This is a genomic window from Paenibacillus sacheonensis, assembly GCF_009909195.1.
Classification (GTDB): Bacteria; Bacillota; Bacilli; order Paenibacillales; family Paenibacillaceae; genus Paenibacillus_Z; species Paenibacillus_Z sacheonensis.
The window spans coordinates 322,820-339,670 of record NZ_JAAAMU010000001.1; the positions used below are offsets into that span (position 1 = coordinate 322,820).

General features: G+C 59.1%; 13 protein-coding genes. All 13 read left to right on the forward strand.

Annotated features, from left to right (window positions below):
• The first annotated feature begins 254 nt into the window (after positions 1–254).
• Positions 255–857, forward strand: coding sequence for a class I SAM-dependent DNA methyltransferase (locus GT003_RS01240; protein ID WP_161693586.1), 603 nt, complete (start codon positions 255–257; stop codon positions 855–857).
• Between the two features lie 470 nt (positions 858–1,327).
• Positions 1,328–2,332: a substrate-binding domain-containing protein gene (locus tag GT003_RS01245; protein ID WP_161693588.1), complete on the forward strand. Its 1,005-nt coding sequence runs from the start codon at positions 1,328–1,330 to the stop codon at positions 2,330–2,332.
• A gap of 15 nt (positions 2,333–2,347) precedes the next feature.
• The gene (locus GT003_RS01250) at positions 2,348–3,220 is read left to right on the forward strand and encodes a carbohydrate ABC transporter permease (RefSeq protein WP_161693590.1); all 873 of its coding nucleotides are present in this window, start codon (positions 2,348–2,350) and stop codon (positions 3,218–3,220) included.
• Between the two features lie 12 nt (positions 3,221–3,232).
• Positions 3,233–4,054, forward strand: coding sequence for a carbohydrate ABC transporter permease (locus GT003_RS01255; RefSeq protein WP_161693592.1), 822 nt, complete (start codon positions 3,233–3,235; stop codon positions 4,052–4,054).
• 131 nt (positions 4,055–4,185) lie between these two features.
• Positions 4,186–5,538 (forward strand): ABC transporter substrate-binding protein, encoded by a 1,353-nt coding sequence (locus GT003_RS01260; RefSeq protein ID WP_161693594.1) that lies wholly within the window; start codon positions 4,186–4,188, stop codon positions 5,536–5,538.
• A 70-nt stretch (positions 5,539–5,608) separates the two neighbouring features.
• The gene (locus GT003_RS01265; protein ID WP_161693596.1) at positions 5,609–6,862 is read left to right on the forward strand and encodes an amidohydrolase family protein; all 1,254 of its coding nucleotides are present in this window, start codon (positions 5,609–5,611) and stop codon (positions 6,860–6,862) included.
• A 20-nt stretch (positions 6,863–6,882) separates the two neighbouring features.
• Complete coding sequence (locus GT003_RS01270; protein ID WP_161693598.1) at positions 6,883–8,913, forward strand: YyaL domain-containing protein; 2,031 nt, start codon at positions 6,883–6,885, stop codon at positions 8,911–8,913.
• Between the two features lie 94 nt (positions 8,914–9,007).
• Positions 9,008–10,378 carry an FGGY family carbohydrate kinase gene (locus tag GT003_RS01275; RefSeq protein WP_161693600.1) on the forward strand — a complete coding sequence of 457 codons (1,371 nt, stop codon included), beginning with the start codon at positions 9,008–9,010 and terminating at the stop codon, positions 10,376–10,378.
• 6 nt (positions 10,379–10,384) lie between these two features.
• Complete coding sequence (locus GT003_RS01280) at positions 10,385–11,083, forward strand: aspartate/glutamate racemase family protein (RefSeq protein ID WP_161693602.1); 699 nt, start codon at positions 10,385–10,387, stop codon at positions 11,081–11,083.
• Between the two features lie 32 nt (positions 11,084–11,115).
• Positions 11,116–12,036, forward strand: a complete 921-nt coding sequence (locus GT003_RS01285) for a class II fructose-bisphosphate aldolase (RefSeq protein ID WP_161693604.1) — start codon at positions 11,116–11,118, stop codon at positions 12,034–12,036.
• 191 nt (positions 12,037–12,227) lie between these two features.
• On the forward strand, positions 12,228–14,660 hold the full coding sequence (locus GT003_RS01290) for an alpha-mannosidase (protein WP_161693606.1): 2,433 nt from the start codon (positions 12,228–12,230) through the stop codon (positions 14,658–14,660).
• 1 nt (position 14,661) lies between these two features.
• Entirely contained in the window at positions 14,662–15,345 is a 684-nt protein-coding gene (locus tag GT003_RS01295; protein WP_161693608.1) for a class II aldolase/adducin family protein, read from the forward strand.
• A complete protein-coding gene (locus GT003_RS01300) occupies positions 15,342–16,754 on the forward strand; it encodes a four-carbon acid sugar kinase family protein (protein WP_161693610.1) in 1,413 nt (470 codons plus the stop codon). The genes GT003_RS01295 and GT003_RS01300 overlap by 4 nt, the downstream gene beginning before the upstream one ends.
• Positions 16,755–16,851: the final 97 nt, after the last annotated feature.

A 16,851-nucleotide genomic window follows, 5' to 3' on the forward strand; every position in this document is an offset into this window, starting at 1 on the left:
AATGGCGTTCACGTCCACGATTATTCGTGGACCTTTTTACGTCAGGGTTGAAGGTGATGACCGGTTTGCACGAACCTCTATGCACGAGCTTGTGCCGACGAACGGAAGCGGGGGGATAATTCGAACGCGTTTGTTTGCTACGACCATTCGGTTTGTTATAATGGAATTCATTTGCAACCCCATGCTGACGAATTCTTCGGGAGCGCCAGGGGAGGACATACATGGATAGGGAACCGGAAAACTGGAGGTCGGGCATGGGAAACACGGATATTTTCGAAGCGATGGCGCACGGTTACGACACCCCGGAAAGAATTCGAATCGCGAAGATCGCGTCGGACGCGATTCGGGAGTTTATCGAGGACGGTCAACGGAAAATCGCGATCGACTTCGGATGCGGCACGGGACTCGTCGGGCTGAATTTGATCGATGCATTCAGCAGCATCGTCTTCGTGGATACTTCACGCAATATGCTGGATCGCATCGATCGGAAGACGGCTGACGCCAATATTCGGCATGCACGGACGTTATGCTTGGATCTGGAGACCGGATTGGCATCCGATCTGCGGGCCGATTATATTTTCATGGCGCAAGTATTGCTTCACATCAAAGAGGTGGAGCCCGTATTGACCCGATTATTCGAGGTGCTGAATCCCGGCGGGCATTTGTTGATCGTCGATTTCGATAAGAACGACAACGTAAAATCGGATCTCGTCCATCCTGGCTTCGATCAGGACGATCTGATCGGTCTGATGACCAAGATCGGTTATAGGGACGCAGCGTCCAAGAACATCTATACCGGCAGCAAAATCTTCATGAATCAAGATGCCACTATGTTTATAGCGGATGCCAGAAAATAATCGCCTGGCGACGGGCGGATTTCCGGGAATTTACATTTGGAACCGAATTCAAATTAAAGGTTGACAGCGCATGATGTAAGCGCTAATATTGTCACATCAATATCATTTAAGTTGTGAATAGGAACGTTCCCATTTCGAGGAGTCATCGGTATACGAAGACGCGAAGGTAACGAATCCGACCATGACGGAGGAAACGATTTTATTTTTTCTCCATTTTGGGAACGTTCCCAAAACGGATCCTGGTTCATTCCAAAGGACTGCGGTTATAAATCATCGGTTAGCAGCTTGCGCATGCTCAAGCGTATTCCATGTAAGTGGACTGCTTGTACGGGTCATTATGCATTTCGGGAACGTTCCCACTAATAATGGTATCTTCCGGCCATCGTTATTTGTTAAAATGGGAACGTTCCCAAAATTGATGGAAAGTATTAAGCGATCTAGGGAAACGATAACAGAAAAGAGTGATAGCCGTGGCGCCGACGATTCACGACGTGGCCAGATTGGCCGGAACGTCCAAAAGCACCGTGTCCCGTTATTTGAATGGACAGCAGGTGAAGAAAGCAACCGAGGAAGCACTGGAGAAAGCGATCAAGGAACTGAATTTTCACCGCAACGCCAATGCGCGCAGGCTGGTGCTGGACAGAACGAACATCATTGCGGTCGTCGTCGACAACATCTCTAACATTTTCTATTCCGGCATCATTCGGGGAATTGAAAACGTTGCGAATATGAAAGGTTACAACTGTATCTTTCTGAGCTGGACGTCCAACTACGAGGATGAGATTTCGTTTCTTAACCTGCTGTACGAAGGCCAGGTGGATGGCGTCATTCTCGTCAGCTTCCAGAAGAGGACCAAGGAAGATCTGGCGCTCATCCGGGATTCCGAGTATCCGATTACGCTTGTCGGCGACCATGGCGAGATGGACGATATTTTCTCCGTCGACGTGGACAACGCCGCGGGGATCTACGAGATCGTCGAATACTTGCATGGCCTCGGCCATCGGGATATCGCCTATATCTCCGGTCCCGATCATGCGGCCGCGAACAAATACCGGTTCAAGGGATATTTGCAGGCGATGGAAACGCTTGGCCTGACATACAATCCCGAATGGGTCGTTCAGTCCGATTGGAGCAATCAAGGCGGGTACCGGGCGATGCAGAAGCTGCTGCAGGCGAAAGGCTTCACCGCCGTCGTCGCCTCGAACGACGAGACGGCGATCGGAGCGCTGCGCGCGACGCAAGAGCATGGGATGAACGTGCCGAAGCAGATGTCGATCGTCGGCTACGACGACATTACGATATCCGAATGGGTCTATCCATCGCTCACGACCGTCAGGCAGCCCTTTCAGGATATCGGCATGAAGGCGGCTCACGGCCTGTTCCAGAAGATCGAGAACGTCAAGGACGCCGATCCGGACGATCATTATTTATTGAAACCAAAGCTTATCATTCGCGATTCATGCGGAAAATTGTAGAAAGAGGTGAGGGGAATGGGCTCGAAGGTAAACAAATCGCACTACGGCTACTTTTTCATCGCGCCTTTCTTTATTGGGTTTGCCGTATTCGGTTTGGCGCCGATTCTGTATACCTTGTACTTAAGTTTTATGAAATGGGACGGCTTCACCGATCCCGTCTATGTCGGCGTAGCCAACTACACGCGGCTGCTGCATGACAGCTTCTTCTATCAAACCATCTGGAACACGCTCATCATCTGGGTGTTCTCGAATACGCCGCAGCTTATCCTGGCGCTGCTGCTGGCGCTGATCCTGAACGAGAAATTCATTCGAGGCAAGCATTTCTTCCGAGCCGTTTATTTCTTCCCGCACATCATCACGCCGGTCACGCTCGGCGTCATCTTCAGCCTCATGTTCGACTGGCAGACGGGAAGCATCAACAAGCTGCTGATGAACCTCGGCATCGTGCACGATCCGGTCAACTGGTTCAACAGTCCGTGGTGGTCGCGCATCATTGCTTCCGCGGTCATCTGCTGGCAGTACTTCGGCTTCAACATGATCGTGTTCATCGCCGGCTTGCAGTCCATTCCGAACGAGGTTTACGAAGCGGCGGAGATGGACGGCGCAACGAAAAGGCAAACGGCGGTTCATATTACGCTTCCGCTGCTGCGGCCGGTCTTCCTGTTCGTGTTCATTACCTCCGTCATCGGCGGGCTGCAGCTGTTCGACGCGCCGCTCATGCTCGGCGACGGCCCGGGGAACACCTCGCGGACGATGGTGATGTACTTGTACGAGACGGCATTCAAAAACTTCGATTACAGCTACGGCGCGGCGGTCGCTTACGGTATCTTCATCGTCGTCATGTTTTTCACGGCAATTACCGCCAGAGCCTCAAGGCTGAAGGAATAGGGGGCGCAGCACATGGCTAAAGTCATTTCCAAATCGATTCTGTATCTGTTTCTTATCGTCGTGGCAGCAACCTGCCTCATCCCGTTCTACAGCATGATCATTACCTCGACGCATACCAATTCGGATATTGCGCGGAAGCTGCTCCTCATTCCGGGCGATCAGTTCATCGACAATTACAACCGGCTGAAGGATACGGTCAACATTTGGCGCGGTTTCGGAAATACGGTTTTCATTACGGTACTCTCGACGATTTTGAACGTGTATTTCGCTGCCCTGGCAGGCTACGGCTTCTCGAAATACAACTTCAAATACCGCAACGCGCTGTTCCTGCTCGTACTGGGCACGATGATGATTCCCGGTCAGCTCGGCATTATCGGCTTCTACAAGCTGATGGACTCGTTCCGCATGCTCAACACGTACTGGCCGCTCATTCTGCCGTCGATTCATAACGCCTTCGGGATCTTCCTGATGCGCCAGTTCGCGGATTCGTCGGTGCCGACGGAGATCATCGAGTCGGGCCGCATGGACGGCTACAACGAGCTGCAAATCTTCAATCGGATCGTGCTTCCGATCATGAGTCCCGCGCTGGCGACCTTGGGCATCTTCGCCTTCATCGGCAAATGGAACGACTTCCTGACTCCGCTCATCATTCTCTTCGACAACAACCTGCAGACGCTGCCGGTCATGATCGCGAGCTTGAAGTCGCAGTTCACCTCCGACTTCGGCGCGCAGTACGTCGGCATCGTGATCGCGGTGGTGCCGGTGCTGGTATTCTTCTCGTTCATGTCGAAGCGCATCATCGACGGCGTTGCGGCGGGCGCGGTGAAAGGCTGATGCTTCATGGCATGTCATTGAAAGAGGTGATGCTCGTTAACGACGGCGACTAGACGGCAGGGAGTTTTGCAATCATGGGGTTTCATTTCAAACGTCTCGATTACAATCTACGACAAAAGGGGAGATCGGTTTTGAAAACGAAAAATTGGTTGACGATGGGCACATCCGTCGTGTTGGCTGCAAGCCTGCTGGCGGGCTGCGGCAGCAACGGCAGCAATGGAAATAACGGCGGCAACACGGCGGGCGATACGAACGGCGCCGCGAATAACGGCGGTTCCGCAAACGAGGGCGCGGCGAACGGCGGCGGCACGAAGGAGCTGTCGGGCAAGCTCGTCATCTGGACGTTCTTCGACCAAGTCAAGGACATGGCGGACCAATTCCATGCGAAAAATCCGGGCGTAACGGTCGACGTCAAGATGTTCCCTGGCGACCAATACCAGACCAAGCTGCTGACGGCGCTTCAGTCCGGCAGGGACGTCCCCGATATTTTCGACTTGGAGCGCGGCTACATCGGCAAATTCATCGACTCCAAATTCCTGACGGACCTGACCGCAATGGGCGGCGACGATTTGGTGAAGGACTACATTCCGTACGTGCAAGAGCTCGGACGCTCGTCCGATAACAAGCTGCGCGCGATTTCCGACCACTCTTCGCCGGGCGGCTTCTGGTACCAGAAGGACATCGCCGCCAAATACCTGGGCACGGACGACCCGGACAAAATCAGCGACATGGTCAGCTCCTGGGATAAAATCGTCGAGCTCGGCAAAAAAGTCGCGGCGGACAGCGGCGGCAAAGAGCATCTGATCCAAAACGCCGGCGACCTGTTCGACATCGAAGCGTACAACACGCAGCCGTGGGTCAAAGACGGCAAGCTGAACATCGATCCGAAATGGCAAACGGTGTACGACACGCAGCAAAAAATCCGCCAAAACAACGTGGATGCCAAACTTCCGTTCATGTCGGCGGGCTGGGGCAACGCGCTTAACGACGGCAGCGTCGTACTGACGTCGATGCCGGCTTGGGCAGGCTTCATGATCGACAACAAAGACGATAAGGCCAAAGGCAAATACGGCGTGGCCAAAACGCCGGAGGGCTTCTACGTCGGCGGCACGTACCGCGGCATCTACGACAAATCCGACAACAAAGAATTGGCGTACGAATTCATCAAGTACATCGCCGGCACGGAATGGCAGCAGCACAACCTGGAGAAAACGGGCAACATGCCGGGCAGCGGCAAAGTATACGAGGCGAACGTCGATACGTACAAATCCGCGTTCTTCGGCGATCAAAACATTTTGAAGCCTTACTACGAGTCCGTGAAACAAATGCCGGCCATCAAAGCGGATAAATACGGCGAGGATATTCTCAGCAAATGGAGAAAAGCCGCAGGCGACGGCATCACGAACAACAAGAGCTACGACGACGTCGTGAAGGACTTCAAGAAAGAAGTGAAAAACACGTTCCCCGAATTGAAGCTGGACTAATCGACAGTACAAGGCGCGGCTGCTTCTCGCGGAGAGGCAGTCGCCCATTTTTGGAAGGAGAATCGGCCCGATGAGCAGCATTCATGAATACGTAAATCAACTTCGGATCATCGACGGACATGAACATCTGGCGACCCCGCAAATTCGCAAGAAGGAAAACCAGGACTTTTTCTCGCTCATGCATTATTTGGAATCGGATCTGATCACGGCCGGGATGGCGCGCGACGCTTTAGGCAGAAAGGCCGGCAGCGACGAAGAGCGGGCCGCGGCGTTTCTGAAGCATTGGGAGCGAACCCGCAACACGACGTACGCGCGCATGTTCCGGACGGCGATGGAGGATTTGTACGGCTTTCAAGATTGGAGCGTTCCGGGAATCCTGGCCGTGAACGAGAAGGTCAAGGCGGCGACGCACGACCCGAATTGGTACGACAAGGTGCTTTACGAGAAGTCGGGCATCGACCTGGCCTTCACCCTCATTCAGACGACGAAGCTGGACTATGACCGGTTCCGTCCGATCATGTTCATGGACTTTACCTTTAAACTTCGAAATCGGAAGGATATCCGCGACGTGGAAAGAAACGCCGGCGCGAACGTGCACACGTTCTCGGCCTATTTGGACGCGGTGGATGCCTTATTGCATAGATTCAAAACGGAAGGCATGGTCGCGACGAAGCTCGGGCACGCCTATTGGCGTTCGCTGGCCAGCGGGAAGCCGACCTTCCAGGAAGCGGAATCGGTCTTCAACCGGCTGCTGGGCTGCACGCTCGAAGAAGGGCTGTCCCAGTCGGAGACGGAATCGCTGCAGGATTATCTCATACATTTCATCATTCAGCGTTCCGCCGCCTACGAGCTGCCGATTCAAATTCATACCGGCCACCACGAGACAAGCGTCTCGAGCAACGGCAACCTGATTCCGAATTCCAACGCGGCGCTGCTGCTGCCGCTGCTCGCCGAATATCAAGATGCCAAGTTCGTGCTGCTGCACTGCGGTTTCCCTTATCATGAGACGTATCTAAGCATCGCCAAGAATTACCCGAACGTGTATACGGACTTCACGTGGACGTATATCATATCGCCGACGGCGGCCAAAACGATTCTTCACCAGATGATCGAGATGGTGCCGCAGACGAAAATCCAAGGCTTCGGCGGCGATTATAACCACGTCGAAGGCACGTACGCGCATTTGAAGCTCGCGCGGGGCATCGTCGCCGACACGCTGGCCGAGAAGATCGCGGAGGGCGCATTGAAGGAGAAGGACGCGATGCGTTTCGCGGACCGGATCTTCAGGGAGAATCTGATCGAGCTGTATCAACTGGATCTATAGGCCGAAAGGACGGATGGCACATGGGATGGAGAACGGAATCGACCGGCAGGGGCAGAGAGCTCCGGGTGTTCGAGCCCGGTAACGACGGCGGCGCGGCCTATATGCGCTTCGGCCGGCTGCTCGGGTTGTGGAATGCCGAGGGGCGCGAAATCGGCGAGCTGCCGATCGGCGAGATCGTCTCCGACGGCGAGGGCGGGCTGCGAATGGCGGGCGCGTCGGAGCTGTACGAGGCGGAAGCCCGCTGGAAGGCCGATCCGGAGGAGCCCGGCGTCTACGACGTCACGCTGCGGTTTGTTTATAAAGGAGAGGCGCCGGCGGAATTCGGGCTGACGTTCGGCTGCGAGCTGATCGGGCCGGGACGGCCGGACTGGATGATTCCAGGCGCGTTCTACAAGGAGAACCGGTTCGAGAAGAACCTGCGCATGTATCCCCGTTACGACTATCGAGGCGGGAAGCATGATGAAATGGTGTCCGATTACTGGTCGTTCCGTTCGGACCGCGCGGCGCTCCCGGCGGTGTTCACCTGGAATGACGGCGCATGCGGCGCGCTCTGCACGGACGAGATGTCGGAGCTCGGCCTGACGGGCATCGGCTTCCGCGGGAACGAGGCGGGCACGGCGATCTGGCTGGACTACCCGTACCGCGAGGAACCGGTAACCTTCGTCGGAGACGCGCTTCCGCGTCCGGCGGATATCGTTTGCGCCCGGTTTGAGCCGGGACAGCAGGCGACGCTGAAGCTGAACGTCTATGCGGCGGGAGCCGATCCGCATGCCTACGATCCGTTCGTGCGCCGAATGTACCGGCTGCATGGCGCCGAGCACCGGCTGAACCCTTGGATGGGCTTGGGAGAGGCGGCGGAGCTGACCGCGCACGGGCTTTATACGTGGCATTACGATGCCGAGGAAGGCATTCTGAACGAGACGGCGGCGTTCGACCGCGAGTTCAACAACAACGTGAAGGGCATGGGCGACCGCCGCCATATGCACGTGGGCTGGGTCAGCGGCGCGCCGTACGCATATGCCTTGCTCGCTTACGGCCGGAAGAAAGGCATCGCGGCTTACGCGGAAGCGGGCGCCGCGGTGCTCGACAAGATCGCAAGCGGCGTCTCGCCGAGCGGCATTTTCTGGGCGTCGTGGGTGGCCGGCAAGGGCTGGACCGCCGGATGGAATCCGAAGTCGGACTGGCTACAGGCGCGCACGATCGCCGAAGCGACGCTGTTCATGACGCGCGCGCTCGCGTTCGAGCGGGAACGCGGCGTCGCGCATCCCGAATGGGAAGCGGCGGTGTCGTCCAACCTGAACTTCGCGGCTTCCCGTCAACGGGAGGACGGTAATTTCGGCTCCTACTACAACTGCCGGAGCGGCGAGGTCGAGGAATGGGACGGCGCCGGAGGCATGCTCTGGATCTCCGCGCTGCTTGCGGGCGCGGCTTATTTCGAAGAGAAGCGCTACTCGGAAGCGGCGGTGCTTGCCGGCGGCTATTACGAGACATTCATCAAGGACGAATATATATATGGCGCCCCGGAGGACGTGCATCTGACGCCGACCTCCGAGGATGCGTACAACGCGGTTGCCTCGTACGTTCATTTGTACGAATTCGACCGCAGCCCGGGCTGGCTGGCGCTCGCCTCCAGCGCGGCGGACTGGATGATGACGTTCCGGTGGACGTACAATTTGCAATTTCCGGAGCATACGCTGCTCGCGCGGTACGATTTTCGATCGCGGGGCGCGGATCAGGCGTCGACCTCCAATCAGCATCTGCATAATTACGGCCTGTTCTGCGTGCCGGAGATGCTGCGGCTGTGGACGTACACGAAGGACGATTATTATCTCGACCGCACGCGGGACCATATCGCCTGCTTCCTGCAGTTCATCGCCCGGGAAGACGGAGACTTCAATGCGTACAAGGGCATGGTCACCGAACGCTTCTATAATACGAATTGCTTCCAGCCGAAGGGCATGATGCTGACGCTGTCGCATTCCTGGTGCATCGGACTCATTCTGTATGCCGCGCAGGAAGCGGAAGCTTACGCGGATGCCCTGAAGCTGTAATCCCGCTAAGACATTGGTCGATCTTGACGGCAGTCAGCCGCGCTCAGGGGAATGCGAATACGATTTCTACCCATCGAACGGAGGTTCACGCAGCGTGAAATTTGCAGGTATCGATATCGGGACCACATCCATCGGCATTGTCATCGCCTCGTCCGCGGGCGAGACGATCAGCGTAGTTACGAAAGCGAATGACGCATTCTTGCGAAGCGAACGGAGCTGGGAGCGGACTCAGGAGCCGGAGCGGATCGCCGCGATCGTCCGCGAGCTGATCGAAGCCAGCGAACCCTATTGGGCTGACGTTGCCGCGATCGGCATCTCCTGCCAGATGCATGGCATGCTGTACGTGAATCTGGACGGCCGAAGCGTCAGCCCGCTCTATACGTGGCAGGACGGGCGAGGCGACCTGCCGATGGCGCACGGCGTGGGCACGTACGCCGAGCACCTCGGCAGGTTAACGGGACATTCGGCGAGCAGCGGCTACGGGCTCGTCACGCATTACTACAATACGCTGAACGGCGAAGTGCCGAAGGATGCGGCGTTTCTCTGCACGATCGGCGATTATATCGCCATGAAGCTGACGGGAGCCACGTCGCCGGTCATGGACCCGTCCAATGCGGCGGGCTTCGGCCTGTTCGCGAACCGGCTGGCGGCCTTCGATGCCGCCGCGGTAGCGAAGGCCGGCATGGACGCGTCGATGCTGCCTCCGGTCGCCCAGGCAGGCGGCATCGCCGGAAGGACGCCGGACGGCAAGGCGGTCGCCTGCGCGATCGGCGACAACCAAGCGAGCTTCATCGGCGCGGTGCCGAAGCTAGCGGGAACGATGCTCGTCAACATCGGCACCGGCTCGCAGATGTCGGTGTATACGGAACAATACGAGGAAATCCCCGGATTGGAGACGCGTCCGTTCCCGGGCGGCGGCTTCCTGCTCGTCGGAGCGCCGCTGAGCGGCGGCAAGTCGTATGCGCTGCTGGAGCAATTCTTCAAAGCGGTCTGCCGGTCGTTCGGCGATGCCGCGATCGACGATGCGGATATCTACGAGCGCATGAACGCGATGGCCGGGCAAGCGCTTGAAGAGGGCATGGGACAGCTCCGGTTCGGCACGCAGTTTTACGGCACACGTTATGATCCGCAAGGACTCGGGCATGCTGCCGGCATCGGCCCGGACAATTTCACGCCGGGCCATTTCGCGGCAGCGGTGCTGACGGGAATCGTCGACGAGCTGATGGGCTTCGTTCACCTTTTGCCCGGAAGGCTGCTAAATGCCGTTACCGGCGCCGCGGGCTCGGGCAACGGAATTCGCCGCAATCCCGTCATGCAGCGGCTGCTTCGCGAGCATCTGACCCTGCCGCTGCATCTGGCGGAGGCGAAGGAAGAGGCGGCGTTCGGCGCTGCCGTGCATGCGGCCGCGGCGACGGGCGCCTGCGCGGATTTGAACGCGGCGATGGCCGCGATGAAGAAAGGATGAGTGATCATGGGAGAGAGCAGAACGGATTGGACCGGCCGCAAGCTGGTCATTATTCATACGACGCCGCTGACGGTGGAGCCGTTGAAAGGGCTGGCGCTGGCGCAGATGCCCGGCATTGAAGTCGTGAACCTGGTCGACGACTCCGTCCTGCCGCAGCTGGCGGCGAACGGAGGACGCATCGCGGACGTTCGCGAACGCTGGAGCGAGTACGCCCGCATCGCGGAGCGTCTCGGCGCCGACTGCATCCTGAACGCCTGCTCGTCGATCGGCGAGCTGTGCGCGCAGGTGCAGCCGGAGATCGGCGTACCGATTGTCCGCATCGACGAAGCGGTAGCGGAATTCGCCGTCGGTACGGCAGCCAAAATCGGCGTCGCCGCGACGCTCGCGACGACGCTGGAGCCGACCCAGCGGCAGCTGCGCGCCAAGGCGGAGCAGGCCGGCAGGACGGTGGAGCTCGTGCCGGTCGTCGCTTCGACTGCCTATCAGCTGCTGCTCGCAGGCGACAAGGACGGCCACGACAACGAGCTGGCGGAGACGCTGCGCCGGTTGGCGGCCGATACGGACGTCGTGGTGCTGGCGCAGGCGTCGATGGCTCGGGTCGCAGAACGGTTCTCACCGGAAGAACGCCAGCGATTCCTGACAAGCCCGGAGCTTGGCATGAAGCGCGTGAAGGAAACGATCGCCGCGGCTGCGGCAAGAAACTAAACAGACAGATAAACGGGAGATGGAGAAACCATATGAACAACCATACGAAACCTCGAAACGTCATTACGCTGAAGAAGGCGCTGGAATTCGCGGAGGCGGGCCGGTTCGCGATCGGCTCGTTCTCGCCGCGCTACACGCCGATGATCGCGGCCGTGCTTTCAGCCGGCCAAGAGGCGAACTCGCCGATCATCGTGCAAATCTCGCATAAAGAGCTGATTCGGTACGGCATTACGCCGGCGGAATTCGGCGATGAGTTTTACGATCAGGTCGGCAAGCTGAACATCACGGTGCCGGTCGTGCTGCATCTCGACCATACGAAGGAATTGGCGACGATCGCGGAGGCGATCGATGCCGGCTTCACGTCGGTCATGATCGACGCGTCCGAGAAACCGTTCGACAGCAACGTCAAGGACAGCAAGGAAGTGGTCGCGTACGCGCACGCGAAGGGCGTATCGGTCGAAGCCGAGCTCGGCATGATCGGCACGACGGACTTCGTCGAGACCGACAAGGACGAGGAGCTGTACACCGATCCGCGCGAAGCGGAGGAATTCGTCCGTCTGACCGGCGTCGACGCGCTGGCCGTCTCCTGCGGCACGGCCCACGGCGTCTACAACGTGAAGCTGCCGAAAATCGACTATGCGCGCCTGTCGGCGATCCGTGCGTTGACGCCGGTTCATCTCGTGCTGCACGGCGGCTCGGGCGTTCCGGCCGAGATGATGCAGCAGGCGTTCCGTCTGCCGGGCGGCGGCGTGAGCAAGGTCAATATCGCGACGGACCTGGAGCTGTCCCTGCTGTCGGCGCTCGGCCGCGAAGAGCGGATGTCGAACCTGGAATGCCTGTCGCTTTCCCCGGAACGTCTGGCGATCGGCCGCGAAGCGGTCAAACGCACCGTCATCGGCAAAATGGAAGGCTTCGTCTGCAGCGCAGGCGAAGCCGGACGATTCGTCCTGTAAGAGAGGTCCTAGTCTTGCAAGGGAGAGGCCGCGGCTTGAAAGAGCAGCCGTAGAGTCGCAAGCGAGGTCGTAGACCTGTATAACGGCGGCCGTAATTATGCCACTGCGGCTGTCGTCCTATGACAGCAGCCGCATCGACGGCGCAGTACCGCATTCATTTCAACTCGTTCAATAGGAGATGACATTCATAGATGAAAGACAAGAAGCTTTATATGATCGGCAACGCGCATCTGGATCCGGTATGGCTGTGGCAATGGCAGGAGGGTTTCCAAGAGGCGAAAGCGACGTTCCGCTCCGCGCTCGACCGGATGAAGGAATCGGAGGATTTCATCTTCACGTCCAGCTCGGCCGCGATGTACGAATGGATCGAGAACAACGATCCCGGCATGTTCAAGGAAATTCAGGCGCGCGTGACGGAAGGGCGCTGGAACATCGTCGGCGGCTGGTGGATCCAGCCCGACTGCAACATTCCGAGCGGCGAATCGTTCGTCCGGCAGGGCTTGTACGGCCAGCGCTACTTCAAGGAGAAGCTCGGCGTGACGGCCAAGGTCGGCTACAACGTCGACAGCTTCGGGCATAACGGCATGCTGCCGCAGATTCTGAAGAAGAGCGGCATGGATTACTACGTCATGATGCGCCCGATGCCGAACGAGAAAGGCCTGCCCGGCCGGACGTTCTGGTGGCAGTCCGACGACGGCTCCCAAGTGCTGACGTTCCGCATCATGTACGAATACTTGTCCTGGGGCAAGGATCTGGAGAATCACGTGCGCCGCTGTCTCGGCGAGTTCAAGGAGCCGCTGAACGACCTGATGCTGTTCTACGGCGTCGGGAACCACGGCGGCGGACCGACGAAGGAGAACATCGAGAGCATCCGCAGAATGAACGGCGAAGCGGACCTGCCGAAGCTGGAGTTCGCGACGCCTGACCGATATTTCGACGATATGGTCAAGTCCGGCCTATCGTTCCCGGTCGTGCACGACGATCTGCAGCATCATGCCAGCGGCTGCTACGCGGCGCATTCCGGCATTAAGCAGTGGAACCGCCAGGCGGAGAACCGGCTGATCGCGGCGGAGAAATTCTCTGCGCTCGCCTCGTGGGTCACGGGTCAGCCGTATCCGCTTGCCGATCTCAGCCGCGCATGGAAGAACGTGCTGTTCAACCAGTTCCACGATATTCTCGCCGGCACGAGCTTGGAGGCAGCCTACGACGACGCGCGCTATCTGTTCGGCGAAGCGATGGCGATCGCGGACCGTTCCTTGAATTATGCCGTTCAATCATTGTCGTGGAACATCGGCATCGAGCAGGACGAGTCGATGCATCCGATCGTCGCGTTCAACCCGCATGCGTGGCAGAGCCGCGTCAACGTGGAGCTCGAAGTCGGCGGCATGAAGGATACGAGCGTGCTGCTGGACGATTCCGGCAAGCCCGTGCCGTTCCAGACGGTGAAATCGCAGGCAGCCGCTCGCGGCCGCTTCCGGCTGAGCTTCATGGCGGATCTGCCGCCGCTCGGCTACCGCGTCTACAAGCTCGTGAAGGAGTCCGCTTCCATCAAAGCGGTCGGCGAGCCGATCACGGCCAGCGACCTCGTGCTGGAGAACGACCTGCTTCGCCTTGAATTCGACAAGAGCACGGGCTTCATCAAGAGCCTGAAGGACAAGGCGCTCGACTTCGAGGTCATGAAGGACGGCGCGAGACCGGTCGTCATCGAAGATACGTCGGATACGTGGAGCCATGACGTGCTTCATTTCAACGGGCCGTCGGAAACGTTCAAGGCGGCGAAGGTGCTCCGGATCGAGCACGGACCGGTCAAGTCGGTCATCCGCGTCGTCAGCGAATACGGCAGCTCGAAGCTGGTGCAGGATTTTGCGATGTATCCCGGCAGCAAGCAGATCGACGTCAGCGTAACGGTCGATTGGCGCGAGAAGTTCAAGATGCTGAAGCTCGTGTTCCCGGTGAACGTGATCTTCAGCAAGCAAACCTACGAGATTCCGTACGGCACGATCGAACGGGAGCATAACGGCGAGGAAGAGCCGGGTCAGAACTGGGTCGATTACACGGGCATCGTGCAGGCGACGAACGACGTCTACGGCCTCAGCCTCATGAACGACGCGAAGTACAGCTACAGCATGCACAGCAAGGAAATGGCGCTTACGGTGCTGCGAAGCCCGATCTACGCGCATCATGTCCCTTATGTCCCGGACGCGGACGGAGAATATGCGTTCATCGACCAAGGCATCCAGCAGTTCAACTATTCGCTGTTGCCGCATGAAGGCACGTGGGAGCAGGCGGGCACGGCGCGCCGCGCTTCGGAGCTGAATTGCAAACCGGTCGCGGTCATCGAGACGTTCCACGAAGGCAAGCTGCCGCAGACGGACTCGTACGTTTCCGTCGACAAAGTCAACATCATCGTGAGCGCCATCAAGAAGGCCGAAGACAACGACGATCTGATCGTGCGCTGCTACGAGACGGACAAACGGGCGACCTCGGCCGAGATCAAGCTGCCGAAGTGGAACCGCTCGATCCGTGCCGACTTCAAGCCGTCGGATATCAAGACGTTCCGCGTGCCGGCGAACGCCGATCTTCCGGTAACGGAGACGAGCATGCTGGAATGGGAGCTCGAGTAGGATGACGGGGCGGGAGAAGACGGCCGCCGAGCTTCGCGCGGCAGGGAAGTACATGATGGACAACGGGCTGGCGTGGGGAAACGCCGGCAATATCAGCGCGCGCCTCGATGACGGAAGCTTCCTCATCACGGCGACGGGCACGTTTCTGGGAGAACTCGGTGAAGATGATTTCGCCGAGTGTTCCCTGTCTTCCGGCATGTCGGGGGCGGCATCGCAAGCGGCGGCCGCAATCGGCAAGAAGCCGTCCAAGGAAGTGCCGATGCATGCGGCGATATATGAAGAACGGCCCGAGATCGGCGCCGTCCTGCATGCCTCTCCGTTCTACAGCACGATGTTCGCCTGCGCGGCCGAGCCGATTCCATCCGGCTTGTTCGTGGAGACGATGTATTATCTGGAGCGGATCGAACGGGTCGGCTACCATCATCCCGGGTCGGCCGCGCTCGGCGAGGCGGTTCGGGAGAAAGCGAAGTCGGCGAACGTGCTGCTGCTGAACAATCACGGCGTGCTTGTGTACGACGTGAACGTGAAGGAAGCGCGGATGGCCTTGCAGACGCTGGAAATGGCGTGCCGGATGGTCGTGGAGGCGTTGGGAGCGGGCATCTCCTTGAACCGGCTGCCGAAGACGGTCGAACGCGATTTCCTGGAGCGCTCCGGCTATCGCGCAAGAAGGACGTGGCAGCCATGAAAGCGATGATCGGCATCGTCGCGGACGATATTACCGGCGCGAACGACATCGGCATCATGTACGCGAAGGCTGGCCTGCGGACGGACGTGTACCCGCTCGACTCGTGGAATCCGGCAGCGGCGGATGCCGCGGACCGGCCGGACGTGCTCGTTATCGATACGAACTCCCGGCTCGACAGCCCGGAGATCGCTTATCGCAAAGTCGCAGCCGCGACGCGAGAACTGCGGGAGGCCGGCTGCGACCGGTTCGTCAATAAAACCTGCTCCGTGTTCCGCGGGAATATCGGACCGGAGTTCGATGCCATGCTGGATACGCTCGGCGCCTCGTTCGCCGTCGTCGTGCTCGGCTTCCCGAAGAACGGCAGGACGACGCTCGGCGGCGTGCATTACGTCCACGGCAAGCTGCTGGAGGAATCGGAGTTCCGGCGCGATCCCGTTCACCCGATGACCGAATCCAACCTCGTATCGATTTTGCGGAAGCAGACGAAACGTCCCGTGGCGCTCGTGCCGATCGAAACGATCGAACAAGGCCCCGCGGCGCTGCGCGCGGAGATCGACCGGATGCGCTCGGAATGCGCGTATCTGATTCTCGACGTTCGCGACCAACGCTCGCTGCGGATCATCGCCGAAGCGGCGCAGGATGAACCGATCCTGTGCGGGAGCTCCGCGCTGTCGGAGGAGTCGGCGGTACTGCTTGCGGGGAAGGGCTTGGCCGGAAACGGTGAAACGGCCGGCGAAGCAGCGAGAAACGATGGGAAGAGCGAGGCGCTCGGCGAAAGCGATGCGCCTGCAAACGCAATAGGCAGTCGATCGGGCGAAGCGGTTCGGAGCGGCGAAGCATCGCCGAAATCGGCCGAAGGCGGCGTCTTGTGCGCGGCCGGAAGCCTGATGCCGCAGACGGCTGCGCAGGTCGCGTACGCGAAACGAAGCGGCATCGCGGCGTTCGAGCTCGACTCGCTCGTCCTGCTGCGGCCGTCGGAGAAAGAATCGCATCTCGCGCTGCTGATCGAGCAGGCGAGCGCGGAGCTGCGGGCGGGACGGGACGTGCTGCTGCATGCCTCCAACGACCCGGAGAAAGTCGCGGAAACGAAACGGATCGCGAAGACGCTCGGCAGCGGCAATACGGACATTTCGCGCGACGTATCCGAGGCGCTGTCGTCGGTCGTGGCGGCCGTCGCGGAGCGGGCCGGCGCGCGGAAGCTGCTCGTCGCGGGCGGCGAGACGTCGGCGGCGGTCTGCGCCGCGCTTGGCGTCGCGGGCTTGCGGCTGCTGAGGGAGATCGAGCCCGGCCTGCCTTCGTGCCTCGCGCTAGGCGGCGAGCCGTATCGGCTGGTGCTCAAATCCGGCAGCTTCGGCAGCGAGCCGTTCTTCGTCAAGGCGATCGCTCATTTGAAGGAAGCGGCGGAATAAAAGCTCCGGCGGTTGACGATTGCTGTGGTTGCTGTGATTGCTGTGATTGCTGTAATTGCAGTAATTGCTGTAATTGTAGTAATTGCAGTAATTGCTG